The following is a 25,208-nucleotide window of genomic DNA, read 5'->3' on the forward strand; positions in this document are numbered from 1 at the left end:
GTTTATTGACATTGACAAAAAAAATTTCCACTAGCCTGTATTTCGTTTTGTAAAGATAGGTATCTCGATTAGAATAGCGCCAATTTGCGAAATTGCGGCGGACCTACACCCATGTCCAATCAACACTCTCAAGACCATCTTGACCTTGTTTATGGCTTAGATGATCGACCAAAACCCCTGATAGCTTTTTTAGCAGCGTTCCAGCATTTGCTTGCGATTATTGTACCAATTGTTACACCTGGGCTTTTAATCTGTTTAGCTTTAGGCGTATCACCCACTGAAACCAACATGATTTTATCGATGTCTTTGGTGATTTCAGGTATTGCTACATTTTTACAGTGTAAAAAAGTTGGCCCATTTGGTGCAGGTCTTCTGATTGTACAAGGCACAAGCTTTAACTTTATTGGTCCCATTATTGGTATCGGTAGTGCAATGGTTGCCGCAGGAACACCTGTAAACCAAGTTATGGCTGCAATTTTTGGTGTAGTAATTGCTGGTTCCTTTATTGAAATGGGTGTTTCGCAAATTCTTCCATGGGTAAAAAGATTAATTACTCCTTTGGTCACGGGGATTGTTGTTTTATTAATTGGCTTAACGCTTATTAAGGAAGGCTTGATTAGCATGGGTGGTGGCTACCAAGCCATGCAAGACCATACTTTTGCAAGTGCAGACAACCTTATTATGTCATGTACCGTACTTGCTATTATTATTGTGCTAAACCGCATTCGAGTGGTTTGGATTAAAAGCTCAGCCATTTTAATTGCATTAGTGATTGGTTACATTCTTGCAGGATTTATGGGTTACCTAGATTTCTCAGGTATTAAAGATGCGCCTCTTGTACAGATTCCAACGCCGATGCACTTTGGTTTAAGCTTTTCTTGGGGCTTATTCATCCCAATGGCTTTTATCTACTTAGTCACATCTTTAGAAGCGATTGGTGACGTGACTGCAACCAGTAAACTTTCAAACCAACCTGTTAATGGTCCAGAATGGATGAAACGCATTAAAGGTGGTGTATTAGTAAATGGTGCAAACTCTTTATTAGCTGGATTATTTAATACTTTCCCAAGTTCTGTTTTTGCTCAAAATAATGGTGTAATCCAACTCACTGGCGTAGCTAGTCGTTATGTGGGTATCTGGATTGCTGCTTTACTTATTTTATTGGGCTTATTTCCAGCAGTAGCTGGTGTAATACAAGCAGTTCCTCAAGCTGTTTTAGGGGGCGCTGTGATGGTAATGTTTGGTGCCGTAGCTGCATCAGGTATTAATATCCTCTCATCGATTCATTTAGATCGCCGAGCACTTTTAATTATCGCAATTTCACTTGCACTAGGTTTAGGAGTTGCTCAAGTTCCTCAAATTTTGGAACACCTACCAGAATTATTTAAAAATATTTTTAGTTCTGGCGTAGCGACAGGCGGTATAGCAGCATTAATTTTAAATGTTGTCCTTCCCGAAACACACAAATAACTATTTTTTAATTTTGATTACTGCCCAGTTTCCACTGGGCATTCTTCTTCATGAGAGATGTACATGGATCCTAGAAGTGAAGTGGTATTGAGACAACAAGACTATTTAAAAGGTAGAGTCTTGTTCATTAATGCACCGAATGATGCCCTAGTCAGTCAATTACCAGCTGATATTGATGCTTCAGTCTGGACATGGAATCATGCTGACTATCAAGGCTTTATAAATAATGGAACAAATGCGCATTTCTCAGTTGAGTTCCCATTACAAGAGTTCGATCAAGCCGTTATTTTTGTTCCCAAATCTAAAGAACTGTTAAATTACATATTGCATGTAGTCATGAGCAATCTGAAAACTGATCAGTCTGTTTTTTTAGTGGGTGAAAAAAAGGGTGGTGTTGAACGCGCTGCCAAACAACTACAAAGCTTCGGCAAAGTACTTAAACTCGATAGCGCACGCCACTGTCAGCTATGGCACTTAAAAATTGAGAAAACAGAACAAATTAAACCTCTCGAAAGTTGGCTTAAAACTTACACTGTTCATGTTAATGAACAAGAACTTACGATTTGTGCCCTTCCTGGTGTTTTTAGTCAAAATCATCTCGATGTCGGAACTGCTGTTTTACTCCCTTATCTTAATCAGGTGAAATCAGGTAGAATTGCCGACTTCGGGTGTGGTGCTGGAATTATCAGTTGCTATTTGGCAAAAATAAATTCAAGTAATATTATTCATGCCCTAGATATTGATGCTTTCGCTTTACGGTCAACGGAAATGACTTTTAGTCGAAATGGAATAGGTTCAGACCAGTTGAGATTGCAGCCTGTTACAGGTATTGCAGATGCTCCAACAGAACTCGATGCCATTGTCAGTAATCCCCCTTTCCATCAAGGTATTCATACCAACTATGATGCAAGTGAAGGACTCTGCCAAAACGCTAAAAAACATTTAAAGGCATCAGGTGAGCTATGGATTGTAGCAAACCGTTTTTTAAACTATCCGATCTTAATTGAGAAGCACTTTGGTCAGTGCCAGATTAAAACTGATCTTCAAGGCTTTAAGGTGTTATATGCCTGTGCATAACAAACTATGTAAGGAATCTCCATGAGCGAAACACATGCTCCTGAAAAACTCCAGCGTAAGCTTGGGGCTCGTCATCTGAATATGATCGCCATTGGTGGTTCCATTGGTACAGGCCTCTTCCTTGCTTCTGGATCAACCATTGCAAATGCTGGCCCAGGTGGAGCGCTACTCGCCTATTCACTCATTGGTATTATGATTTACTTCTTAATGACCAGCTTAGGTGAGCTTGCAACTCATACACCAACATCCGGTGCCTTTTTTACTTACGGCAGTCGTTATGTTGAAGAAGGCTTTGGTTTCGCTCTAGGCTGGAACTATTGGTATAACTGGGCAATTACGGTTGCATTCGAACTTGTTGCGGTTCAGTTTATTATGAAGTTCTGGTTCCCTGATATTCCAGGGTTCTATTGGAGTGCCCTATTCCTTATTGTTATCTTTCTGATCAATGCCATGACAGTAAAGGGATTTGGGGAAAGTGAATTCTGGTTCTCAATGGTCAAAGTAATTGCGATTGTTGCATTTATTATTATTGGCTTAGCCATGATCATCAAGATCATGCTAACTCCTGGTGTGGCAACTTTCGGGAACTGGACCTACAAAGAGGCACCTTTTGTTGGCGGTTTACAAGCCATGATTGGTGTTGCAATGATTGCCGGATTCTCTTTCCAAGGAACCGAAATGGTTGGGGTTGCTGCGGGCGAATCAAAAGATCCAAAGAAGACGATTCCACTGGCAATCAAACAGATTTTCTGGCGAATCTTATTATTTTACATCCTATGTATTTTCATTATCGGTACTCTAATCGCCTATGATGATCCGAATTTACTACAAGCAGCTGCCACTGAAGATATCGCACTATCTCCTTTTACGTTGCTCTATGAAAGAGTAGGTTTTGCTTTTGCTGCGGGTTTAATGAATGCCGTCATTCTTACTGCTATTTTATCAGCAGGTAATTCAGGCATGTATTCTTCAACTCGTATGTTATTTAAAATGGCTCAAGAAGGCCGTGCACCAAAGTGGTTTGCAAAACTCGATGGTCGTGGCGTTCCAATGAATGCATTATATGCTACAACACTGATTGCCGCGTTTTGTTTCTTGACGACATTTATTGGAGAAAAGCAAGTATTTAACTGGCTACTCAATATGTCTGGTATGTGCGGTTTTATTGTTTGGTTAGGAATTGCGATTTCACACTATCGTTTCCGTAAAGGATATATTGCTCAAGGTTATAAATTAGAAGATTTAGCATATCGTGCCAAATTTTTCCCATTTGCCCCTTGGTTTGCATTTATTCTCTGTTCAATCATTATCTTAGGGCAAAACTATCAAGCTATTTTAGGCGGAAAAATTGATTGGTTAGGTCTACTTTCAACTTATATTAGCTTGCCATTGTTCTTGATTATTTGGTTAGGCTATAAGTGGAAAAATAAAACCAAATTGATTTCTTACGATCAAATGAACGTCAAACCTGAGCAAGATTAAAACTGGTCATTAAAGGTAAATCAAAGATCAAAAGCTTGATCTTTGATTTAAAAAGCGTAAAATGCCGTTCAGATTTTCAACGGCGCTTTTAAATAAGGAGGACATCATGCCATTAGTACAAGGTAAAACAGATTAAATAATTTGGCACGATGTCAGCTCACGGACAAGTGTACAAATTCACACCACTTGTCCGAATGCTTAAATTTAGAACCTAGCATTCGCTAGGTTTTTTTATGCCTGCTCGGACAAAAATAAGAGAAAAATTATGGGCATACAAAAAATATTAAACAAGGAGACACTCTATGGTGTCCCTGTTAAAATTTTCACTCAAGACATAGATAGTGAAAGTATCGAACAACTCAAGAAAATGGCTCAGCTGCAATTCATCTATTCTCACATTGCAGTTATGCCTGATGTGCATGTGGGCAAAGGTGCTACTGTAGGTTGTGTTATTCCTACTAAACACGCCATTATTCCTGCTGCTGTAGGAGTTGACATTGGATGTGGAATGAATGCAATTCGCTTGAGTTTAAAGGCTTCACAACTACCTGATAACTTAAGTCGTTTGCGTGATGCGATCGAACGTAAAGTACCGGTTGGCTTTGCTTTGCATAAACAAGTCAAAGCGAAAGCTTCTAGCATTATTCCACTTGAAAAACGCTTAGAACCAATTATCAAAAAGCATCCTGGTCTTGTCCGAATGCTTCGGCAATTTGATGCAACATGGCAAAAACAACTTGGGACCTTAGGTGGTGGTAATCACTTTATAGAGTTATGTATTGATGAGAATCAAGATGTATGGGTAATGCTACATTCAGGCAGCAGAGGGCTTGGTAATGTTATTGGTACTTACTTTATTGAGTTAGCCAAAAAAGAAGCGCAGCATCGCTTTGGCCATGTACCTGATAAAGACTTAAGTTATTTTGCTGAAGGCTCAAAAAGTTTTGATGATTATGTAGAAGCTGTAGAGTGGGCACAAGAATATGCTTTTGAAAATCGCAAAGAGATGATGCGATTAATTTTAGAAGCGATCCGCCCTCTTCTACCTTCTTTTCAAATGACAAAAGAAGCAATCAATTGTCACCATAACTATGTGAGCAAAGAAACACATTTTGGTGAAAACCTTTTTGTTACAAGAAAAGGAGCGATTAGAGCAGGTTTGGATGAGTTAGGAATTATTCCAGGTTCAATGGGAGCACGATCTTATATTGTTAAAGGCAAAGCAAATCCTGAATCATTTTGTTCTTGTTCTCATGGCGCCGGTCGCAAGATGAGCAGAAGCAAAGCAAAAGTTCTTTTTAATCAGCAAGATCTTATTGAACAAACCCAAGGTATTGAATGCCGTAAAGACAGTGGCGTTGTGGATGAAATTCCAAGCGCTTATAAAGACATTGATGAAGTCATGGCGAATCAGTCAGACCTCATTGAAGTCGTTCATACTCTAAAACAAGTTTTATGTATTAAAGGTTAAAGCATGAAAATTAAAGAAATGCCAAAGATTAAAGTCCGTAATCAAGTGGCTCTATCTCCTTTACTTCACAAAGGTGGGATGCATGAAACGGAAAAACCTCGTGCCCAACATCGTAAAGATAGGCAAGATACTAAACAGCAATTGAAGAAAGGCGTTTGGTAAATATTTTTGCCAATTTTTGAAAAATATTATGAATTAGGAGATTTAAAAATGATTAAATATATTAAAAACTGCCATAAAAAAAGCGACTCTAACGAGTCGCTTTTTTACTGTTCAAGAACTCAAATTATTGAGCTGCTGCAGGAGCTGCCGCTTCTTGACCAGGTTGAACAACTACAGTACGGCTACCAGTGATTGTCGCGAATACACGACGGTTCATAGCACGACCTTCTTTAGTTTTGTTGTCAGCAATCGGTTGATCCCAAGCGAAACCTTGAGTAGACAAACGAGATGCATCAACGTTGTATTCGTTTACAAGAGCTGATTTAACAGAGTTAGCACGAGCTAAAGATAAACGTTCGTTCAACTTACGTGGACCAGTGTTATCTGTGTGACCTTCGATACGTGCAGTAGCGTTAGGGTATTCAGTTAACTTCTCAGCAACTTTAGCGATTTCTGGCTTGTATTGGTCTTTGATGTTTGATTTGTTAGTATCAAAGAACACACGAAGTTCCATGTTAAGATCTTCAGTTAACTCTTGTGGTTGTGGAGCAACTGGAGTTGGTTCAACTGGAGCAACTTCTACTACAGGAGCAGCAGGCTTCAAGTGACCACCAAGAACTACGTTTAAACCAGCAAGAGCTGTATAACGCCAGTATTTTTCGTCAAAATCATAAGTACCACGAGCTTCTGTACGAAGTGATAATGCATCGTTCAAACGATAGAAAGCACCAACACCGGCATTACCGATAGTGTCTTTCTTGTCTTCATAGATACCATCAAACTCAGTTTTAGTTTGACCTGCACCTAATAATACATACGGCTTGAATTTGCTGTCGTAGTTCTTAGTAATCAAATCTGAAGTTGCGTAGAAGTTACCAGCAATAGTTTTTTGCTTGTATTCAGAACCAGCTACGCCAGTACCTTCAAGATCACCTTTAACTTGGTTATATTCAGCTTCGAAACCTAACCAAGGAGTTAATTCAACACCTAGTGCAGCACCAACGAATAAATCATCTTGTAATTCAGCATGATCTGTTAATTTATCGTTGTTGTGGTCACTATCCTGCCAAGTATAACCTACTAATAAAGGAGTAACAGTTACGCCCGCATTAGCAGCAGCTAATGGAGCAGCGACAAGCATAGCAAGTGCAATACGACTCAATTTCATGGATATCCTCCAGAGATAACAATTGTTGTTCAAGCTCAGCCTAAATTTATTGGCCCCTGAGATATTTTCACCCCAGTATTATTTTTAAGCTATTCACATTTGAATCATACAAACACTTGATAGACTTTCCAAGTGCTTGATAATTTTAATCAAGTAAATTATTGACAAAATTACTTACAATTTCCGTTGTAATTCGGTAATTTTTCACTCAACTAGCAAATATGAACAACTTCTTTCTTTCGCTTACGGTGATTTTACCAGTATTCTAGCATCCTGATAACCTTTATTTAATTTTGTGTTTCCTCACTATAAAAATCATTATAAATCATTGATAGAAAGCATAAAATCAAAATATTTCTTTATATATTAAGGAATTTTAATGTTTAAAACTCCCGGTTTCACGTTGTTGGAACTCACTATAACGCTCGCAATTCTTATGATTATGATCACTATAGCGCTTCCTTTATATCATCAATTTATGGCTTCTGTAGAATTAAAAAATTCATCTCGACTACTCACAATTCATATACAAAAAGCCAAATACGACGCAATTCTACGACATAAGAGCGTCGTACTTTGCCCAAGTGTTGATTTGTCTATATGTAATAGTAATTGGGATACAGGCCTTATCAGCTTTGTAGACACAAATCATAACCTACAGAGAGAAAGCTATGAGGAGATTTTAAGCAATATTGAACTTGACCATCACTATGGTTCTTTAAAATTTCAAAAGTTTGGGAAAAAACTAAATAGTGTTGTATTTCAGGGTGACACTGGTCTTCCACGCGAATCTAATGGCACTTTTACTTATTGTTCTTATAACCAAGATAAAAACTTTAAATTAATCCTCAGCAAAATGGGACACACCCGTTTTGAAGACCTTAAAAATTGTTAGAACTCTACAGTCTAATGCAGAAGATATCTCTCTTTGATTTTTGCAATATACTGCCTAGGTTTTAAACATTTCTTATTTTGAGATTAAGAACAATCGGAGATTACAACAATGACTGACATCGTAATTGTGAATGGTGCTCGTACTGCCATGGGTGGTTTTCAAGGATCACTATCAGGACTTACAGCGCCTGAATTAGGTGCTGTAACGATTAAAGAAGCAATCGCACGAGCAGGTTTACAACCTACTGATGTCGAAGAAGTCATTATGGGTTGCGTCCTTCCTGCTGGTTTAAAACAAGGCCCTGCTCGCCAAGCCATGCGTAAAGCTGGCTTACCAGACTCTACAGGTGCAGTAACGATTAACAAGCTTTGTGGTTCTGGCATGAAAGCTGTTATGCAAGCCGCTGATATGATTAAAGCTGGTAGTGCTGAAGTTGTTGTTGCTGGCGGCATGGAGTCTATGACAAATGCACCTTATATTTTACCAAAAGCACGAGCTGGCTACCGCATGGGCCATGGTGAAATTAAAGATCACATGTTCTTTGATGGGCTTGAAGATGCTGAAACTGGCCGTTTAATGGGTTCTTTTGCTCAAGATATGGCAAATACTCGTGGCTATACACGTGAACAAATGGATGACTTTGCGATTCGCTCTTTGAAACGTGCTCAAACAGCAATTACTGAAGGCTATTTCAAAGATGAAATCGTTCCAGTTACCGTACCTAGTCGTAAAGGCGATGTCGTTATTGATCAAGATGAACAACCTTTAAATGCAAAGATTGATAAGATTCCTTCACTCAAACCAGCTTTTGCAAAAGACGGTACAATTACCGCAGCAAATGCGAGTTCTATTTCGGATGGCGCGTCTGCATTAGTATTAACTTCAAGTGAAGTTGCTACGCAACGCGGCTTACAACCGCTTGCAAAAATTATCGCGACAGCTTCAAATTCTCAGCATCCTTCAGAATTTACGATCGCTCCAGTTGGTGCTATCGAAAAAGTGCTTAAAAAAGCGGGATGGAATGCTCAAGACGTTGACCTTTGGGAAATTAACGAAGCTTTTGCTATGGTTACCATGTGCCCAATTGATGACTTCAAACTTGATGCTGAAAAAGTAAATATCAATGGTGGTGCTTGTGCCCTCGGTCATCCAGTAGGGTCTACAGGTTCTCGTATTATTCTTACTCTTATTCATGCACTGAAACGTACTGGCGGTAAAAAAGGTATTGCTGCACTTTGTATTGGCGGTGGTGAAGCAACAGCCGTTGCAATTGAACTCATTTAATCCAAATTCATTATTTTAAAATCTCACTTCGGTGGGATTTTTTTTATGAAAAAACTACAAAAAATGACTCACAAAATCACTTTTAAGTTTTAACTTATTCCTTTAAACGAAAACAACAATGGACAATAACAATGCAACTCAATCACTATCTCAATTTCCAAGGTCAGGCAGAGCAAGCCTTTAATTTTTATAAATCAGTATTTGGCGGTGAATTCGCCATGTTAAGCCGTTATGGTGATATGCCCGCGCCTGAAGGTGTAACATTATCGGAAGCCGACAAAAATCTAGTTCTTCATGTTTCTCTACCAATTAATGAATACACTGTACTTATGGCTTCAGATACAAATGATCAGTTCTGTGCCCCTAACAGTGTTTTTACCCAAGGAAATAATCACTATATCTCGATCAATCTTGAAAAAGATGAGCAAGAAAAAGCAAAACAACTTTTTGATGCCCTATCTGTTAATGGTCAAATTGAAATGCCTCTAGAAAAAACTTTCTGGGGTGCACTGTACGGCGCTTTTACCGATCAGTTCGGTATAAAGTGGATGGTTAACTGTCAACTTGATACTTAATGTTTTCAATATCTAACTACCCTTATAGAGATACTTAGTATTTCTATAAGGGCTTTAAACATCTATATTGGAATATTGCGCAATAATCATTAAACCTACAGTAATAAAACCTATCCCCACCCACCCAGCAATATCAATATTTTGACCAAGAAAAATCTTTGCTAAAAAAGCCGTCGCTAATACACCTATTCCAGACCAAAGCACATACAAGATTCCAGCTTGCATATACTTCAAAGCAATAGCAGCACATGCAAAAGAAATAATATACAAAACCAGAGCAATGCCCTGAGCTGTTTTATTGACTAAACCATCCCCCTTAGCAGAATAAAATGTTGAAAGAACATCTGTTGCTATAGCAAACAGTAACCACCAAGCACCGGGATTTATTTTTGAAATTAAACCTAACATTATTATTCTTCAGTTGAATCATGTGAAAATTATTCATAAAAAAAGCTGAACCAGAGTTCAGCCTTCTATATTTTAAAACTATTTAAGCACCAGTTTGATAACTTGCTTGCTGTACGGCCGTTGAAGCTTGATATGGGTTGGTAAAGTCTTGCAAACCAGCTGCCGCTTCTTGCACATCTTTACCTTCTTTAATCACAAAACTATCAAAACCTGAACGTTTTAAGTAATTTAAGACATCCTTAAATACATCGCCAGTTGCACGCAATTCACCTTTGAAACCTTGGCGACGTAATAGTGCAGCGAACGAATAACCACGCCCATCACCAAAACCTGCAAACTCAATGAAAATTGCATCAAGTTCATTTAATGGAAATGCGTGCTCTTCAGGTGAATCATTCACAGTCACATACAAAGCTTTTTTGCCTTGAATATTAGCTAATTGATCGAGTTGAGCTGTTGTTATAACAACGTCACCTTGTGGAACAACACCATCTTCAGCAATGATTTGATAAGTATTATCTGCAATCGTGCCATCTTTATAAAGCACTGGTAGAGCTGTATTAAGCATATGCACGCTCCTTAAATGGTTGAATTCCTACACGGCGATATGTATCAACAAAACGCTCACCTTCAGTACGTAAATCAAGATAAGTATTCAATACTTCTTCGATGACATCAGGGACAGCATCTGCTGCAAATGATGGCCCTAAGATATCACCGATTGATGCATCATGGTCTGAATTACCACCTAATGTAATTTGGTAGAACTCAGCACCTTTTTTATCTACACCTAAAATACCGATGTTACCAACGTGGTGGTGACCACAAGCATTCATACAACCAGAAATATTTAGATCTAAATGACCAAGATCATAGACTTTGTCTAAGTCATCAAAACGACGTGTAATTGCTTCAGCAATTGGAATTGATTTCGCATTTGCAAGTGAACAGAAATCACCGCCCGGGCAACTAATGATATCGGTAATAAAACCGATATGTGCACGCGCCATATTTTGTTGTTCAAGCGCTTGCCATACATCGAACAAATCTTTTTGAGGCACATCTGCCAAAGCAATGTTTTGTTCGTGAGTCGTGCGAAGTTCACCAAACGTATATTTATCAGCAAGATCTGCAATAAAATTCATTTCTTCGGTGGTCATATCACCCGGTGCAATACCTGCACGTTTTAGAGAAATCGTAACAATACGATAGCCCTTCACTTTATGCGCATGCGTGTTGATATTGAACCATTGTTTGAATTTTGGATGCTCAGCAAATAAAGCTGTGAAGTCTTCATCTTCTAAATCTTGATAATCAAACGGTGTGAATTCTTCATCCAGTTTTTTCAAGATTTCTGGCTGAATTTTCAATGCTTCACGTGTATGTTCGAATTCAGCTTCAACTTTCTGTGCAAACACTTCAGGAGTTAATGCTTTAACAAGAATTTTGATACGCGCTTTATATTTGTTATCACGACGGCCATGCAAGTTATAAACACGGAGAACTGCTTCTAAGTAAGCAATTAAATCTTCACGTGGTAAAAACTCGCGAATGACACTACCAATGATTGGGGTACGGCCTAAACCACCACCCGCCATAATTTTATAGCCGATTTCACCCGCTTCATTACGTACGATATAAACACCAATATCGTGGAATGCAGTCGCCGCACGATCTTTTTCTTCAAGTGCAGAAACAGCAATTTTGAACTTACGCGGTAAGAATGCAAACTCTGGGTGGAATGTACTCCACTGACGAATCAATTCACATGTTGGACGTGGATCTGCAATCTCACCAGCAACCACACCTGCATATTGGTCAGTCGTTGTGTTACGAATACAGTTACCACTGGTTTGAATGGCATGCATTTGTACAGTTGCAAGTTCCGCCAAAATGTCTGGCACATCTTCAAGCGCAGGCCAGTTTAACTGAATGTTCTGACGTGTAGATACGTGTGCATAGCCACGGTCATAAGCAGTTGAAACTTCAGCAACTTTACGTAATTGTTTAGAATTCATTAAGCCATACGGCACAGCAATACGCAGCATAGGCGCATAACGTTGCACATATAAACCATTTTGCAAACGTAATGGACGATATTCGTCTTCAGAAAGTTTGCCAGCTAAATAGCGTTCTGTTTGATCACGGAACTGAGCAACTCGTTCATTAACCAGTTGCTGGTCGAAATCGGTATATAAATACATGGCGTATGGCTAGTAGATTCATTATTAAGGCGGATAGCATAGCGAGCTTTTATTCATCAATAAAATGCTTTTTTTGCATATTTAATAACGGTTTTATTGATAAGCTTTAATATAAATCGACATAAAAAAAGCCCGGATAAATCCAGGCCCTTTCTATGAATGCTTTTTTATTTGTTATCCGGTAAGGCATAAGCCACTAAATAGTCGCCCATTTTCGTACCAAATGAACCATGACCACCAGCCATGATCACAACATATTGCTTACCATTGATTTCATAAGTCATTGGTGTCGCTTGTCCACCTGCTGGTAAACGCGCTTCCCAAAGTTTTTCACCATTAGTAACGTTAAACGCACGAATGTAATTATCTTGAGTTGCACCAACAAACATGACATTACCAGCAGTAGAAATTGAACCACCTAAACCAGGCACACCAATTTTCACGGCTGGTAACTGGAACAAGTTCGGTAAGCTGTCACGAATTGTACCAATACGTTTTTTCCATACCACTTCATGAGTTTTCAAATCAACGCCAGCTACATATCCCCAAGCCGGTTGTTTACAAGGTAAACCAAGCGGAGATAAGAATGCGCTAATTTCAACACCATACGGTACGCCGTACATCGGTTGTACGCCCTGCTCAGTTCCCGCACCTTTTGCAGTTTGCGCACGGTTTGGATCGGCAGGAATTAAACGACTTACGAATGGCAGACCAATCGGGTTCATTACAGCAACTTGACGGTCAGGGTTAACTGACATACCACCCCATTCAAATACACCTAAGTTACCAGGGAAAACTAAAGTACCGTTTTCAGATGGTGGAGTATAAATACCATCGTAATTTAGACGTTTGAAAGATACACGACACATGAGCTGATCAAGCATAGTGGCACCCCACATGTCTTTATCAGTCAATTTATCTTGTGGCGCCAAGTTCAAGTCAGAGAATGGCTGAGTTTTTGAATAGAACTCACCTTTAGTTTGTGGTCCACGTTTAACTGTTTGTGGAACTGGTTTCTCAGTTACAGGGACAATTGGTTGACCATTACGGCGATCAAGCACAAAGGCATTACCTGTTTTCGTCAATACATAGATTGCAGGAACAGTTTGGCCAGCTTTGTTTTTGATATCAGCTAAAGATGGTTGTGATGGTACGTCCATATCCCATAAATCGTGATGGGTTGTCTGGAAGTTCCACACTAATTTACCAGTAGAAGCATTAATCGCTAACATTGAGTTTGCATAACGCTCTTTCAGCTCGGTACGATCACCACCCCAGATATCTGGTGTACCTACACCTGTTGGTACATAAACGATATCAAGTTTGGCATCGTATGCTAAAGGTGCCCACGCATTTGGTGAGTTATGAACAAAAGTAGTACCTTCGCCCGGCATTGCATTTGGATCTGCTGCGCCAGTATCAAATACCCAAAGAAGTTTACCAGTGTTAACGTCGTATCCACGAATCACACCAGATGGCTCTTTATTTGAGTAGTTATCTGTTACAGAACCAGCAATAACAACAGTTGAACCAGTCACAATACCAGGAGATGTTGGGTTATAACCACCTGGATACGCATATGGCATAAACTCTTGTAAGTTCACTTGACCATTTTGACCAAAGTCAGTACATGCTTTACCAGTGTCAGCATTTACAGCCACTAAACGGCCATCATTGACTGGTACAAATACCTTACGTGGACATTGTGTAGAGCTAGATTTCTTGCTTTGAAGACTCGTTGCAAACTCAGTTGTATTGTTTGCATCGTAGTACATCACACCACGACAAGTTAAATGCTGGAACGATTTATCCGTTTTAAGTTTCGGATCAAAACGCCATTTTTCTTTACCAGTCGCAGGATCGATCGCAATTAACTGCTGGTGAGCTGTACAAATAAACATGTTATTACCGATTTTAATCGGTGTAACCTGATTGGTCGTTTCACCAGAGTCGTTATCTGTCTTAAGATCGCCAGTACGTAAAGTCCAAGCAACTTTCAAGTCTTTTACGTTTTGGTCATTGATCTGTTTCAATGGAGAATAACGCACACCTGCTTGAGTACGACCATATGCAGGCCAATCACTCTCAGCAACACCAGGTACGGCTTGAGCAGTTTCTGGTTGAGGAGTTTTGATTTCTCCATTAATTTCTTGCGGATCATTGAAGATAGAATAAACCATCAACACGATTGCAATTGCTAAAGTTGAAGATAAGGCAACTTTACTTGATCCAAGGTTGTTGATTCCACGAGTTACAGCCGGAACCAATAACCATAAACCAAGAATACCTAAAATATCTAAACGTGGTGCAAGCGCCCAAAAGTCTGTTCCAACTTCCCAGACACTCCAGATAATGGTACCTAGCATGAATGCAGCATAAATCCACAAAGCAGTAGAAGCACGCTTGTAGAGTTGCCATGCAACAATGAGAAGTAATACACCAGCTATAATGTAGTAAATTGAACCGCCTAGTGTAGCGAGCCAAATACCTCCAATTAACAGGAATAACGCCAGTAACCCAATAATAATTACGGTAAAAGTCGTTAAACCTGATCTTGAAGTAGGTTGATTCATAAACCACCTCTTATCAATCATCATTTTTATAGGAAAGATGTGCCAAGAACCTTATAGAAAAATGGCATCACCAATACATCTAAAACAAATTCAGGCATCAAGAAAAAACGGAAGGTCAGGATACTTCAATCAATGAGTTAGCCCTCGACAATCCGTTTTTCGGAGTAATTACGCTTAGAATGCAGTTGAGAATTTAATACCGCCAACCCAAGTGTTATCACCATTTTTTAATGCACCAACATGACGAACATATTGCACATTTGGACGAATAGTTAACCAGTTAGTGGCATGAATACCGTAGTAAAGCTCGGTATTGTATTCAGTGTCATATTCTTTATTTTGAACATCGTTCCAATCATCATTGATATGGATACGAGCCACACCGAGTGCCAACTCATCTTGAGGACGTTGATTGAGCAAACCTTTATAGACCAAGCCTACATTTTGCATGTTATCAATTTTGTTGGTATCAGAGTCGTGGAAAGTCAGGTTGACAAAACCTGTCAAACCGCGATCTGTTTGATCAGCAGGCTGGAATAATTTTTGTTTTGCAGTTACCCACACCCCTTGTTTATGAGAGTTTTTGGTTTCATCTGCAATTTCTTTGGCATCAGCAGTACTGTAGTAATAACCTAAACGGTATTCACCCGCCATACTTTGAGCACCTAATTTAGGTGACCAAACTACTTCGGCAGGAATAATTGCACCGTGAGAACCATCAGTACTTAAGTTAAAACCTTTGCCTCGGTCCAGATTTTCTGGGTTGTATTCATATACACCAACTTGCGTATATAAGTCAGGTTGCAAGTTATATTTAACACGCATTGCCCATTGACTTACTGGCCAGTTATACCACTGATCGCCCACCCAGTTACCGACTTGCGAACCACAAAGCGCCAAGTTCTGGAAATCACAATCAAAACTATTAAAGTCTTCACCTTCACCAAAACGACCGACTTTAACGTCTAATTTTTGATCCATGAATTTTTTCTTAATCCATAAATCTGTTAAACGCCAAGTTTGCTCACGCCCCCACACTTCTTGTGCCGAGCTTAAGTGCCCTGCTAAAGCTGGTGAATGTTCAGAAAGCGACTGCCCATCACGATAAGTTAATGTGATTTGAGCTTCAGTGTCTTGCCAACCTAAAATTTTGTTTAGGTCAAAATGAGTTCCTAGTGCTAGTTGCCCCGTATAAGCACTACCATGCGTAGATGTATTTTTTGAATCTAAAATACCGGCATATTCGCCGGTATATCCAAAAGAAAAATCATAACCTTGTGCTTGTAACGCAGTGCGTTGACCGTTCCAATCACCCAACATCCAAGGACTATTTGGGTCGAATGCAGCAGCAGCTTGTGCATGCTGTATAAAAAGAGTAATTGATAAAACGGATAAACAGGAAGCCATCAAGGATTTATGTGTTTTCATGTTTACATACCTTTTATGTCTTTGTTTATAAAGGGTACGCTAATTTTATGTAAAGAAATTATTCAAAATGTTAATCGATTGATTAATCTAATAATAATCTTAATACACATTGTATGAAAAATGGCCTCATCTCTTTACCATTGCCCTTCACCAAGTTTTTGACCTATAAAGGAATATCTCATTTTCGATCTTGAAAACTTAATTGGACAAGCCAATTGTGGTTCTGTATCCGCTGTATTATTTTGCAAAGGTACATCCACAATCCATCCACGTTCTTGTGCTAAAGGCGAATTTAACGACTCAGTTAGGCTTAAAACAGGTTCTACACACACATCAAGATTTGTAAAAATTTCATGCCATTCTTTAAATGATTTCGTTTTAATTTTCTCTTGAATCGCTTGTTTAACTTCCTGTCGATCTTTTACATCTAAAGAAGCGCCCTTTTGTAATAATAAAGGCAAATCAAGAGCCACTGATAAACCAGACATAAATTGTGGCTCAAGACTACCTATTGAAAGATAACGGCCATCTTGAGTCATATAATAGTCATAAAAAATACCGCCATTGAGCATGCCATGCTCTGGTGCCTGTTCAACCTGTGCAGCAAGTGTTGCTGATGCGGCCATACTGTTTAGACTAGCAACACAATCGGTCATGGAAATATCAATATATTGTCCCATTCCACTACGTCCGCGTTCGACAACCGCCGCTAAAATTGCAATGACAGCATGAAGTGAACCACCTGCAATGTCTGCAACTTGAATACCGAGCGGTGGCGGACCACTGTCTTGTCGGCCACTATATCCAGCAATACCCGCTAAAGCTAAATAGTTAATATCATGCCCAGCTCTATCTTTATAGCTCCCTGTCTGTCCATATCCTGTAATTGAACAATAAATGAGACGTGGGTTAATTTCGGCAAGTGTCGCGTAGTCTAATCCGAGACGGCGCATCACATCAGGTCGGAACTGCTCAATGACAATATCAAACTCAGAAATTTTAGCTTTAATCAGATCAATACTCGCCTTATCTTTTAAATCGAGAACAATCGACTGTTTATTTCGGTTTAGATAGCTATGTGCCGTTGCTTGACCATTTGCGTATGGTGGCATGATTCGGATTAAATCAGGACGTGATGGAGATTCGATATGGATGACTTCTGCTCCCATATCAGCCAGATACATTGTCGCAAAAGGTCCTGGTAAGAGCGTCGAGAAATCGAGAACTTTAAGTCCATTTAATGCTGTTGTCATCGTATTTTTAACCACTATTATTCGAATTTTCTTTTATATTAGTTAAGCAAATATACTAAAACAATGTCATGTTCAGCCATTTACCTTGATCATTTCGGCAATTTAACATGTAAAAAGTGCTTTTACTCTGTTGTAAATCGCCAATTTATTTTTTTAGACGGTCATTTAGGTCAATTTAAAGTGAACATCAAAGAGACTGAAGGATTCAATATGAGTCGCGATACGATTAGCATCCACTTCGTGAATGCGGCTTTGACAGGCGTAAAACGCCTTGGCATGGATGTTGAAATGCTCCTTTCACATGTGGGTATTGAAGCGGAACTATTACGTCAACCTAAAGCTCGAATCTCACCAGAACAATACACTCGTTTTATAAAAATGTTGTGGATGGTCACACAGGATGAACACGTTGGATTTGACGTACAACCACGTCGTCTGGGCACTTTTGCCATTATGTGTCAGTTGATTATTCATGCAAAAACATTGGGCCAAGCTCTTGAACTATCATCTCAATTCTACAAATTATTTGGCGATGAATGGTCTGTAACGCTAGAACGTGACAAGCATGAAGCACGTCTCGTTCCCCTCATTCCAAAAACTTTAGATCCAGATCATTTCATTACTGAAAGTATGCTCATGATTTGGCACGGTCTAGCATCATGGTTAATTGAACGTCGTTTGCCATTAGAGCGTGTTCATTTTAGCTATCCACGTCCTGCCCATGCAGATGAATATGATGCATTATTTTTTGCACCAGTCATGCAGTTTGATGCACCGCGTACGGAAATTACCTTTGCGGCTGATTATCTTGATTTGCCAATCCGCCAAGATGAAAAAACGCTAGAAGAGTTCTTAAAAGCAGCACCTGCTCAGCTTTTAGTAAAATTCAAAAATACCAATTCGCTAACTTCTCGTATTCGTGAAGTGCTCAAAAGCCAAATTGGTGAAGAAATGCCAACGCTTAATGACGTTGCATCAATGTTGTATCTATCTCCTCAGACCTTACGTCGCCGCTTGGCTGCTGAAGGTAAAAGCTATCAAGGCGTAAAAGATGCCTTACGTCGAGATGCTGCAATTCACTTATTACTCAATCCTGAATTAACACTTGAAGATGTCGCTCAACAAGTTGGTTTTAGTGAAACGAGTACCTTCCACCGCGCATTTAAAAAGTGGACGGGTGTAACTCCAGGCTTATATCGTCAATTACACGGTTACCATTAATACTTAAATCTATTTAAGTTTCACATTTAGCCCAAGTTCAACTTGGGCTTTTTTGTATTTCTATTGGCAAAAATCATCACCTGACTGGTGCGCTTATCGTCATTGCGTTGCCTTTCAAAACCAGTACACTCAAAACACAACTAAAGTTTAAGTAATAAAAAAGGAACTGTTATGAGCGAGGCTTATATTATTGATGCCATTCGCACCCCACGCGGAAAAGGAAAAAAAGATGGCTCTCTTTACGAAGTAAAACCAATTACCTTACTCACTACCTTATTAAATGAATTACAGCAGCGCCATCAACTCGATACCTCTAAAGTCGATGATATTGTTTTAGGCTGTGTCACACCAATTGGCGACCAAGGTGGTGATATTGCTAAAACAGCAGCGATTGCAGCAGGTTGGAACGATGATGTTGCTGGGGTGCAAATCAATCGCTTTTGTGCATCAGGTTTAGAAGCAGTCAACATGGCAGCCATGAAAGTCCGCTCCGGTTGGGAAGATTTAGTGGTTGCTGGTGGCGTTGAATCAATGTCACGCATTCCAATGGGTTCTGATGGTGGACCATGGGCGCTAGACCCAGAAACAAACCTTAAGTCATCATTTGTTCCGCAAGGCATTGGAGCCGACCTCATTGCAACCTTAGATGGCTATAGCCGTGAAGATGTTGATAATTTTGCTGTGAAGTCACAACAAAAAGCTGCGGCGGCTCAATCAAATGGTTATTTTGATCAATCAGTTGTGCCAGTAAAAGATCACGCAGGTGTGGTGATTTTAGAAAAAGATGAATTTATTAAAGGTAATACAACACTCGAAGGGCTAACAAAACTCAACCCAAGCTTTGAAATGATGGGACAAATGGGTTTTGATGCAGTCGCTTTGCAAAAATATCCAGAAGCACAAAAAGTAAATCATGTTCATCACGCAGGTAACTCATCAGGTATTGTTGATGGAGCAGCTGTAGTTTTATTAGCTTCTGAAAAAGCGGTAAAAGAACAAAATTTAAAACCACGCGCTAAAGTTTTGGCGACTGCACTAGTTGGTACTGACCCAACCATTATGTTGACTGGCCCTGCTCCTGCTGCACGTAAAGCTTTAGAAAAAGCTGGGCTTACGATTGATGATATTGACCTATTTGAAGTCAATGAAGCATTTGCGGCAGTTGTTATGCGTTTTATTAATGAACTCAACGTCCCTGCTGAAAAGGTCAATGTAAATGGTGGTGCGATTGCTTTAGGTCATCCATTAGGAGCAACAGGTGCCATGATTTTAGGCACTTTACTTGATGAGCTTGAACGACAAGATAAAAAGCGCGGTTTAGCGACGCTCTGTGTTGGCGGTGGGATGGGTATTGCCACCATTATTGAACGCGTATAAAAATTAGGGATATAAAAGATGAGTGCAATTCAATACGAAAAAAATGCCGACAATATTGTCATTTTAACGCTTGATTCAACTGGTCAATCTGCGAACACCATGAATGCCGAGTTTCGTGACTCGCTCGATGAAGCGACTCAGAAACTTAAAGCAGAAACAGAACTTTCAGGTGTAATTTTCCGCTCAGCTAAAAAAACGTTCTTTGCAGGCGGTGATTTAGATGAGCTGATTCAAGTTCAGCCTGAACATGCGACTGAGTTTTTCAATATGGTTGAAAAGCTAAAAGGTCATTTACGTACAATTGAAACGCTCGGTATTCCAGTGGTTGCAGCATTAAATGGCACGGCACTTGGCGGTGGTTGGGAAATCGCATTAAGTTGCCATCATCGTATTGCAATTAATGACCCGAAAAGTAAATTTGGCCTACCAGAAGTTACTTTAGGTTTGTTACCGGGCGGCGGCGGTATTGTACGTATGGTACGTCTATTGGGGCTTCAAAACGCGTTCCCATTTTTAATGGAAGGTAAACAGTTTGGTGTTGATAAAGCAAAATCTTTAGGCTTAATTCATGACACTTCCGAAAATGAACAAGAACTTTTAGATAAAGCAATTGCTTGGATCAAGGCTAATCCAAAATCTCAACAGCCGTTTGATGTGAAGGGTTATAAAATTCCGGGTGGCGATCCAAAAACTCCAGCAGTTGCACAAATTCTTGCAATTGCGCCAGCCATGTTAAGAGACAAAACTAAAGGTTGTTACCCTGCCCCTGAAGCGATTATGGCTGCCGCAGTTGAGGGCGCTCAAGTCGATGTAGATACTGCACTGCGTATTGAGTCTCGCTATTTTACTCAGCTTACAACAGGCCAAATTTCTAAAAATATGATCGGCACTTTCTGGCATGGTTTAAATGCAATTAAGTCTGGTGCAAGCCGCCCTGCCGACGTTGCAAAATGGCAAGCCACTAAAGTTGGTGTGTTGGGTGCAGGCATGATGGGTGCAGGCATTGCTTATTCAACAGCCATTAAAGGCATTCCAGTTGTACTTAAAGATGTATCTATTGAAAATGCAGAGAAAGGCAAAGCATATTCTCAGAAATTGCTAGATAAACGTGTTTCACAAGGCCGCATGACGGCAGAAAAACGTGATCAGGTTTTATCGCTCATCACGGCTACAGCTTCTGCTGCAGAATTACAAGATTGTGATTTAATTATTGAAGCCGTATTTGAGAATCAAGAACTCAAAGCTAAAGTCACTCAAGAAGCCGAGCAATATCTAGCACCTAACGGTGTAATGGCATCAAACACCTCAACCCTGCCAATTACAGGTTTAGCGCAAGCAAGTAAGGATGATAAAGCTTTTATCGGCCTACACTTTTTTAGCCCTGTCGACAAAATGCAGTTGGTCGAGATTATTAAAGGCAAAAATACCTCAAGTGAAACCCTTGCCAAAGCCTACGACTTTGTACAACAAATTGGAAAAACACCAATTGTCGTTAATGATAGCCGTGGTTTCTTTACCAGTCGTGTGTTTGGCACTTTCATTCAAGAAGGTATGCGTTTGCTTGCAGAAGGCGTCCACCCAGCACGCATTGAAATGGCTGCCCTTAAAGCTGGCATGCCAGTTGGACCACTCGCTATTCAAGATGAAGTGTCTTTAACATTAACCGAACATGTTGCTGGTGAGGCACGTAAAGCCCTGCAAGCCGAAGGAAAAGATTTACCTAAAACCTCTGTAGACGAAGTCGTTCACACCATGATTCATGAGCTAAACCGTAAAGGTAAGGCGGCTGGAGCTGGTTTTTATGAATATCCTGAAAATGGTAAAAAGCATCTATGGGAAGGCTTAAACCGCTGGAAAAAAGATCATGATATTTCTGAACAAGATATGATTGATCGCATTCTGTTTGTACAAGCGCTAGATACCTTACGTTGTTATGAAGAAGGTGTATTAGAGTCTGTAATTGATGCCAATGTCGGTTCTATTTTTGGAATTGGTTATGCACCTTGGACGGGAGGAGCAATTCAATTCCTAAATCAGTATGGTACTGATAAAGCACAAAAACGTGCCGAAGAATTGGCTGCAAAATATGGTGAACGTTTTACCCCACCTGCCTTACTAAAAGCCAAAGCGGAGCAGAAACAAAATATTCAATAACTTAGACTTACTGAATATTCAAAAACTGCATAAACCTTACCCATATAAATATATTTTATTTATATGGGTTTTTCTTTATGACCTTTAAGATTCCTGCCCCCTGCCTAAATATGCTATAAATAGACTTCATTTTTGTGCTTCTACAGCACATTCGAGAAATCCTTATGTCCGATAAAAATTCTTCCGAGTCAGCAATTTTAGGCTGGAAATTTGTTCTGATCGTTGGTGTCTTAAGTGCGATTTTCCTTGGTTTTTTCTATTTAGCGATGAGTAATGAACCTGACTATATGCCAGGTGCACAGCGCAAAGCTCAACAAGAGCAAATGCAGCAAAAGGCTGAACACTCTACTGAGCAACACGCTCAACATAGTGACAATATGCCTGAAATGGATATGCAAGAACACAAGCAATCAACTCAGTAATTAGATATTTTTCAAATGACAGATTTTTCCCGTAATGCACTGGTTGTAGAAGGTGGAGGCATGCGCGGTGCCTTTACCAGTGGTGTACTTGACGCGTTTTTACAACAACAGTTCAACCCTTTCGATTTATATGTTGGCGTATCATCTGGTTCAACCAATGTCGCCAACTACTTAGCAGGCCAGCAAGGCCGCACGCTAACCTTTTATATTGATCATTCACTCCGTCCAGAATTCATCGATTACAAACGCTTTTTTAAAGGCGGCGATTTACTTGATTTAAAATGGATGTGGGAAATTGGTGAGCAAGAGCACCCTCTTGATCAACAGAGTCTTTTTGCTAAAAATCCAGATTTTTATATGGTATTGACCCATGCCAAAACAGGTCATGCAGAATATCTTCGTGCGGGTAAAGATAATTTACTCAATGCACTTCGTGCTTCTAGCTCAATTCCAGTTTTAACGCGTCATCCTGTTGATATTATGGGTGAACCTTATTTTGATGGTGGTGTTGCAGATGCCTTACCCGTTCGCTGGACGGCTCAGCAAAGTGGCGTCAAAAAACTGTTAGTTTTACGCACTCGCCCGAAAAACTACTTCAAGGCAAGTAGTCGAGGTGATCAATTCCTCGCAAAATACGCTTTTAAACATCATTATGGTTTTGCAAATAGTTTGCGTAGCCGCTGTGCTCGTTATAACGCTTCAGTAGATTTTGTTCGTGGTGAAAATCCAGACCAACAAATTTTAGAAGTGTGTCCACCGCCACTTAAAAATATGGCTGGCCGTTTAACTACCAATCCGAAAAAGCTTCGCTACAGTTATGAAGTTGGTTTAGAGACTGGCTTACAGGCCATCGAAAGTTGGAATGCAATGAAATAAATTAAAATTGAGATTTCTAAAAAGAAGTCTCAATTTAACTTCAAAACCATATCAATATGTGGAATGCCACAGTCTTGGTAAACCTCGCCTTGCACGTGAAAACCTAAAGCTTCATAAAAGGCTGTTACATAGGTTTGTGCTGAAAGCTTTAAATAAGGCAGTTTATGATGACGCGCATATTCAATAATATGCTGCATTAAAATTTTACCTATACCTTGCTTTCGATAAGACATTAAAACAGCAACACGCCCTACGCTATGTTGTGGCAACAAACGTGCTGTAGCAATAGGCTGTTCTTTGTCATAGACAATAAAATGTAGAACTACCGCATCCAAGTCGTCCCATTCATCTTCAGGTGCAATTCCCTGTTCTTGAATAAACACTTGCTCACGGATGTATTTGGCATCTTTCTCAAGCTGTTTCCAACCACCCTCTACAATTTTATACATCCATTCCCCGTCCTAGCACTTGCAGCCAATATTTTCGATTGGCAACTGATCTTGCATTAACAATTCCAACGTTTGTTTTTTAATCCCGTACATCTCTTTCAATGCTTGGATTTGAGCCATAATCTTGGCATCAGGTTGTGAAACATTTTTGCGTTTTGTTGCCAAAATCATTTTATTTTTGCTGGTATGTTCAAGCGATACAAACTCAAAAACTTTAGTTTCGTAGCCATACGCTTTTAAAAGTAACGCACGTAAAGTGTCGGTCAGCATCTCGGCTTGTTGCCCAGCATGAATACCAAACTGTAGCATTGGTTGTAAAACTTCTGGGCTATGTAATTGAGGGCGTAACTCTTTGTGGCAACATGGCGCGCACATAATCATCGAAGCGTTTAAACGGATTCCAGTATGAATAGCAAAATCTGTCGCAATATCACATGCGTGTAAGGCAATCATTACATCCAGCTTTTCCGGTTGATAACTACGAACGTCACCTTCAAAAAAGTCTAAGTGGTTAAAATGCACTTTGTCTGCAACATTCTGGCAAAACTCAACCAGATTCGGGCGCAATTCAACACCAGTAATCAACGGTGTTTTTTGCTGCTCTTGCAAATAATCATATAACGCAAAAGTTAAATAACCTTTCCCCGAGCCAAAATCGACAATGCGTAACTCTTGTTGAGATGCATCAATCTGTTCATAGGCACTCGCAAAAATTTCGATAAATTTATTAATCTGTTTCCATTTACGAGCCATGCTTGGAATAACTTGGGCTTTCTCATCAGTAATACCCAGCTCTTTTAAAAATGCATTCCCTTGCTGTACATAGCGCTGCTTTTCACGGTCATGCGCCTGAACCGTTTGTGTCGCATTTACTGCCTGTTTTTTACCCATATTTAATATGGCTTTTTTCTTATTTTTTTTAAGTTGAATTTCTTGAGTAGTCGAAAATAAGTTTGCTTGCTTACACTGAGTGATTAATTGCTCAATCTGCTGCAAGCCCTCTTGAAATGAATAGTTTTTAGTCATATCTTGAGTCGTGTGATGGTATAGAGCTGAAAGCTGTTTCTGTCCATGTAGCTCTACAACGCGGAAAGTGATTTTTTCCAGCTGCGCCAGCTCTCCCTTATATTGGCTCAAGATCAAACGTTCAAAAGCTTGTTGGTCAAGCATTTGCTTGATTTCATGAAAGAATTGCTGTTCTTGCTCAAAGGAGAAAACCGACACGGATATACCTGAAAAATGAAGACTCATATAAAATA

General features: G+C 39.7%; 22 protein-coding genes. 13 read left to right on the forward strand and 9 right to left on the reverse strand.

The window, feature by feature from the left end; translation table 11 throughout:
- Positions 1–111: 111 nt before the first annotated feature.
- The 5 genes from AWW73_RS15420 (at position 112) to AWW73_RS19040 (ending at position 5,662) form a co-directional block, all read left to right on the forward strand.
- A complete protein-coding gene (locus AWW73_RS15420; RefSeq protein WP_062850091.1) occupies positions 112–1,470 on the forward strand; it encodes a uracil-xanthine permease family protein in 1,359 nt (452 codons plus the stop codon).
- Between the two features lie 63 nt (positions 1,471–1,533).
- Positions 1,534–2,547 (forward strand): methyltransferase, encoded by a 1,014-nt coding sequence (locus tag AWW73_RS15425; RefSeq protein WP_031949251.1) that lies wholly within the window; start codon positions 1,534–1,536, stop codon positions 2,545–2,547.
- Positions 2,548–2,568: 21 nt separating this feature from the next.
- Positions 2,569–4,029, forward strand: coding sequence for an amino acid permease (locus tag AWW73_RS15430; protein WP_031949252.1), 1,461 nt, complete (start codon positions 2,569–2,571; stop codon positions 4,027–4,029).
- Between the two features lie 265 nt (positions 4,030–4,294).
- Complete coding sequence (locus AWW73_RS15435; protein ID WP_062850092.1) at positions 4,295–5,500, forward strand: RtcB family protein; 1,206 nt, start codon at positions 4,295–4,297, stop codon at positions 5,498–5,500.
- Positions 5,501–5,503: 3 nt separating this feature from the next.
- The gene (locus AWW73_RS19040; RefSeq protein WP_167370826.1) at positions 5,504–5,662 is read left to right on the forward strand and encodes a hypothetical protein; all 159 of its coding nucleotides are present in this window, start codon (positions 5,504–5,506) and stop codon (positions 5,660–5,662) included.
- 124 nt (positions 5,663–5,786) lie between these two features.
- On the opposite strand, the gene omp38 is transcribed toward AWW73_RS19040, so the two are convergent.
- A complete protein-coding gene (gene omp38 / locus AWW73_RS15440; protein ID WP_016143434.1) occupies positions 5,787–6,830 on the reverse strand; it encodes an outer membrane protein Omp38 in 1,044 nt (347 codons plus the stop codon).
- A gap of 379 nt (positions 6,831–7,209) precedes the next feature.
- Between omp38 and AWW73_RS15445 the strand changes: the two genes are divergently transcribed.
- From AWW73_RS15445 to AWW73_RS15455, 3 genes are all read left to right on the forward strand, one after another.
- Complete coding sequence (locus AWW73_RS15445) at positions 7,210–7,725, forward strand: GspH/FimT family pseudopilin (RefSeq protein ID WP_062850093.1); 516 nt, start codon at positions 7,210–7,212, stop codon at positions 7,723–7,725.
- Between the two features lie 108 nt (positions 7,726–7,833).
- Positions 7,834–9,009 carry a thiolase family protein gene (locus tag AWW73_RS15450; RefSeq protein ID WP_062850094.1) on the forward strand — a complete coding sequence of 392 codons (1,176 nt, stop codon included), beginning with the start codon at positions 7,834–7,836 and terminating at the stop codon, positions 9,007–9,009.
- Between the two features lie 131 nt (positions 9,010–9,140).
- Positions 9,141–9,584 (forward strand): VOC family protein, encoded by a 444-nt coding sequence (locus tag AWW73_RS15455; protein WP_016143436.1) that lies wholly within the window; start codon positions 9,141–9,143, stop codon positions 9,582–9,584.
- A gap of 54 nt (positions 9,585–9,638) precedes the next feature.
- Here the strand turns inward: AWW73_RS15455 and AWW73_RS15460 are convergent, their stop codons facing one another.
- The 6 genes from AWW73_RS15460 to AWW73_RS15485 form a co-directional block, all read right to left on the reverse strand.
- Complete coding sequence (locus AWW73_RS15460) at positions 9,639–9,992, reverse strand: DMT family transporter (protein WP_062850095.1); 354 nt, start codon at positions 9,990–9,992, stop codon at positions 9,639–9,641.
- An 82-nt stretch (positions 9,993–10,074) separates the two neighbouring features.
- Positions 10,075–10,560 (reverse strand): DUF934 domain-containing protein, encoded by a 486-nt coding sequence (locus AWW73_RS15465; RefSeq protein ID WP_061874115.1) that lies wholly within the window; start codon positions 10,558–10,560, stop codon positions 10,075–10,077.
- Positions 10,553–12,196 (reverse strand): nitrite/sulfite reductase, encoded by a 1,644-nt coding sequence (locus AWW73_RS15470; protein WP_016143101.1) that lies wholly within the window; start codon positions 12,194–12,196, stop codon positions 10,553–10,555. Before AWW73_RS15470 ends, AWW73_RS15465 begins: the two co-directional genes overlap by 8 nt.
- Before the next feature lie 167 nt (positions 12,197–12,363).
- Positions 12,364–14,769 (reverse strand): glucose/quinate/shikimate family membrane-bound PQQ-dependent dehydrogenase, encoded by a 2,406-nt coding sequence (locus AWW73_RS15475; protein ID WP_062850096.1) that lies wholly within the window; start codon positions 14,767–14,769, stop codon positions 12,364–12,366.
- 174 nt (positions 14,770–14,943) lie between these two features.
- Positions 14,944–16,176 (reverse strand): carbohydrate porin, encoded by a 1,233-nt coding sequence (locus tag AWW73_RS15480; protein ID WP_079748533.1) that lies wholly within the window; start codon positions 16,174–16,176, stop codon positions 14,944–14,946.
- Between the two features lie 155 nt (positions 16,177–16,331).
- Complete coding sequence (locus AWW73_RS15485) at positions 16,332–17,450, reverse strand: CaiB/BaiF CoA transferase family protein (RefSeq protein WP_062850097.1); 1,119 nt, start codon at positions 17,448–17,450, stop codon at positions 16,332–16,334.
- A gap of 210 nt (positions 17,451–17,660) precedes the next feature.
- Between AWW73_RS15485 and AWW73_RS15490 the strand changes: the two genes are divergently transcribed.
- From AWW73_RS15490 to AWW73_RS15510, 5 genes are all read left to right on the forward strand, one after another.
- Complete coding sequence (locus AWW73_RS15490; RefSeq protein ID WP_002116561.1) at positions 17,661–18,671, forward strand: AraC family transcriptional regulator; 1,011 nt, start codon at positions 17,661–17,663, stop codon at positions 18,669–18,671.
- A gap of 171 nt (positions 18,672–18,842) precedes the next feature.
- Entirely contained in the window at positions 18,843–20,048 is a 1,206-nt protein-coding gene (locus AWW73_RS15495) for an acetyl-CoA C-acetyltransferase (protein ID WP_062850098.1), read from the forward strand.
- Between the two features lie 18 nt (positions 20,049–20,066).
- Positions 20,067–22,202, forward strand: coding sequence for a 3-hydroxyacyl-CoA dehydrogenase NAD-binding domain-containing protein (locus tag AWW73_RS15500; RefSeq protein WP_062850099.1), 2,136 nt, complete (start codon positions 20,067–20,069; stop codon positions 22,200–22,202).
- Positions 22,203–22,366: 164 nt separating this feature from the next.
- The gene (locus AWW73_RS15505; RefSeq protein ID WP_001280981.1) at positions 22,367–22,624 is read left to right on the forward strand and encodes a hypothetical protein; all 258 of its coding nucleotides are present in this window, start codon (positions 22,367–22,369) and stop codon (positions 22,622–22,624) included.
- Positions 22,625–22,639: 15 nt separating this feature from the next.
- Positions 22,640–23,500 (forward strand): patatin-like phospholipase family protein, encoded by an 861-nt coding sequence (locus AWW73_RS15510; protein WP_016143095.1) that lies wholly within the window; start codon positions 22,640–22,642, stop codon positions 23,498–23,500.
- A gap of 29 nt (positions 23,501–23,529) precedes the next feature.
- Here AWW73_RS15510 and AWW73_RS15515 read toward each other — a convergent pair whose 3' ends face one another.
- Entirely contained in the window at positions 23,530–23,949 is a 420-nt protein-coding gene (locus tag AWW73_RS15515; RefSeq protein ID WP_016143443.1) for a GNAT family N-acetyltransferase, read from the reverse strand.
- Positions 23,950–23,961: 12 nt separating this feature from the next.
- Positions 23,962–25,173, reverse strand: coding sequence for a class I SAM-dependent methyltransferase (locus AWW73_RS15520; protein ID WP_081409656.1), 1,212 nt, complete (start codon positions 25,171–25,173; stop codon positions 23,962–23,964).
- Positions 25,174–25,208: the final 35 nt, after the last annotated feature.

This window comes from Acinetobacter lactucae, assembly GCF_001605885.1.
In the GTDB taxonomy this organism is placed as follows: Bacteria; Pseudomonadota; Gammaproteobacteria; order Pseudomonadales; family Moraxellaceae; genus Acinetobacter; species Acinetobacter lactucae.

What these genes read in the sequence shown, in the direction of transcription:
- AWW73_RS15460 (WP_062850095.1), bottom strand. Translation starts at nt 9,992, where the DNA reads ATGTTAGGTTTAATTTCAAAAATAAATCCCGGTGCTTGGTGGTTACTG.
- AWW73_RS15470 (WP_016143101.1), bottom strand. Translation starts at nt 12,196, where the DNA reads ATGTATTTATATACCGATTTCGACCAGCAACTGGTTAATGAACGAGTT.
- AWW73_RS19040 (WP_167370826.1), top strand. Translation starts at nt 5,504, where the DNA reads ATGAAAATTAAAGAAATGCCAAAGATTAAAGTCCGTAATCAAGTGGCT.
- AWW73_RS15485 (WP_062850097.1), bottom strand. Translation starts at nt 17,450, where the DNA reads ATGACAACAGCATTAAATGGACTTAAAGTTCTCGATTTCTCGACGCTC.
- AWW73_RS15430 (WP_031949252.1), top strand. Translation starts at nt 2,569, where the DNA reads ATGAGCGAAACACATGCTCCTGAAAAACTCCAGCGTAAGCTTGGGGCT.
- AWW73_RS15420 (WP_062850091.1), top strand. Translation starts at nt 112, where the DNA reads ATGTCCAATCAACACTCTCAAGACCATCTTGACCTTGTTTATGGCTTA.
- AWW73_RS15435 (WP_062850092.1), top strand. Translation starts at nt 4,295, where the DNA reads ATGGGCATACAAAAAATATTAAACAAGGAGACACTCTATGGTGTCCCT.
- AWW73_RS15455 (WP_016143436.1), top strand. Translation starts at nt 9,141, where the DNA reads ATGCAACTCAATCACTATCTCAATTTCCAAGGTCAGGCAGAGCAAGCC.
- AWW73_RS15510 (WP_016143095.1), top strand. Translation starts at nt 22,640, where the DNA reads ATGACAGATTTTTCCCGTAATGCACTGGTTGTAGAAGGTGGAGGCATG.
- AWW73_RS15505 (WP_001280981.1), top strand. Translation starts at nt 22,367, where the DNA reads ATGTCCGATAAAAATTCTTCCGAGTCAGCAATTTTAGGCTGGAAATTT.
- omp38 (WP_016143434.1), bottom strand. Translation starts at nt 6,830, where the DNA reads ATGAAATTGAGTCGTATTGCACTTGCTATGCTTGTCGCTGCTCCATTA.
- AWW73_RS15445 (WP_062850093.1), top strand. Translation starts at nt 7,210, where the DNA reads ATGTTTAAAACTCCCGGTTTCACGTTGTTGGAACTCACTATAACGCTC.
- AWW73_RS15480 (WP_079748533.1), bottom strand. Translation starts at nt 16,176, where the DNA reads ATGGCTTCCTGTTTATCCGTTTTATCAATTACTCTTTTTATACAGCAT.
- AWW73_RS15490 (WP_002116561.1), top strand. Translation starts at nt 17,661, where the DNA reads ATGAGTCGCGATACGATTAGCATCCACTTCGTGAATGCGGCTTTGACA.
- AWW73_RS15475 (WP_062850096.1), bottom strand. Translation starts at nt 14,769, where the DNA reads ATGAATCAACCTACTTCAAGATCAGGTTTAACGACTTTTACCGTAATT.
- AWW73_RS15495 (WP_062850098.1), top strand. Translation starts at nt 18,843, where the DNA reads ATGAGCGAGGCTTATATTATTGATGCCATTCGCACCCCACGCGGAAAA.
- AWW73_RS15450 (WP_062850094.1), top strand. Translation starts at nt 7,834, where the DNA reads ATGACTGACATCGTAATTGTGAATGGTGCTCGTACTGCCATGGGTGGT.
- AWW73_RS15500 (WP_062850099.1), top strand. Translation starts at nt 20,067, where the DNA reads ATGAGTGCAATTCAATACGAAAAAAATGCCGACAATATTGTCATTTTA.
- AWW73_RS15465 (WP_061874115.1), bottom strand. Translation starts at nt 10,560, where the DNA reads ATGCTTAATACAGCTCTACCAGTGCTTTATAAAGATGGCACGATTGCA.
- AWW73_RS15425 (WP_031949251.1), top strand. Translation starts at nt 1,534, where the DNA reads ATGGATCCTAGAAGTGAAGTGGTATTGAGACAACAAGACTATTTAAAA.
- AWW73_RS15515 (WP_016143443.1), bottom strand. Translation starts at nt 23,949, where the DNA reads ATGTATAAAATTGTAGAGGGTGGTTGGAAACAGCTTGAGAAAGATGCC.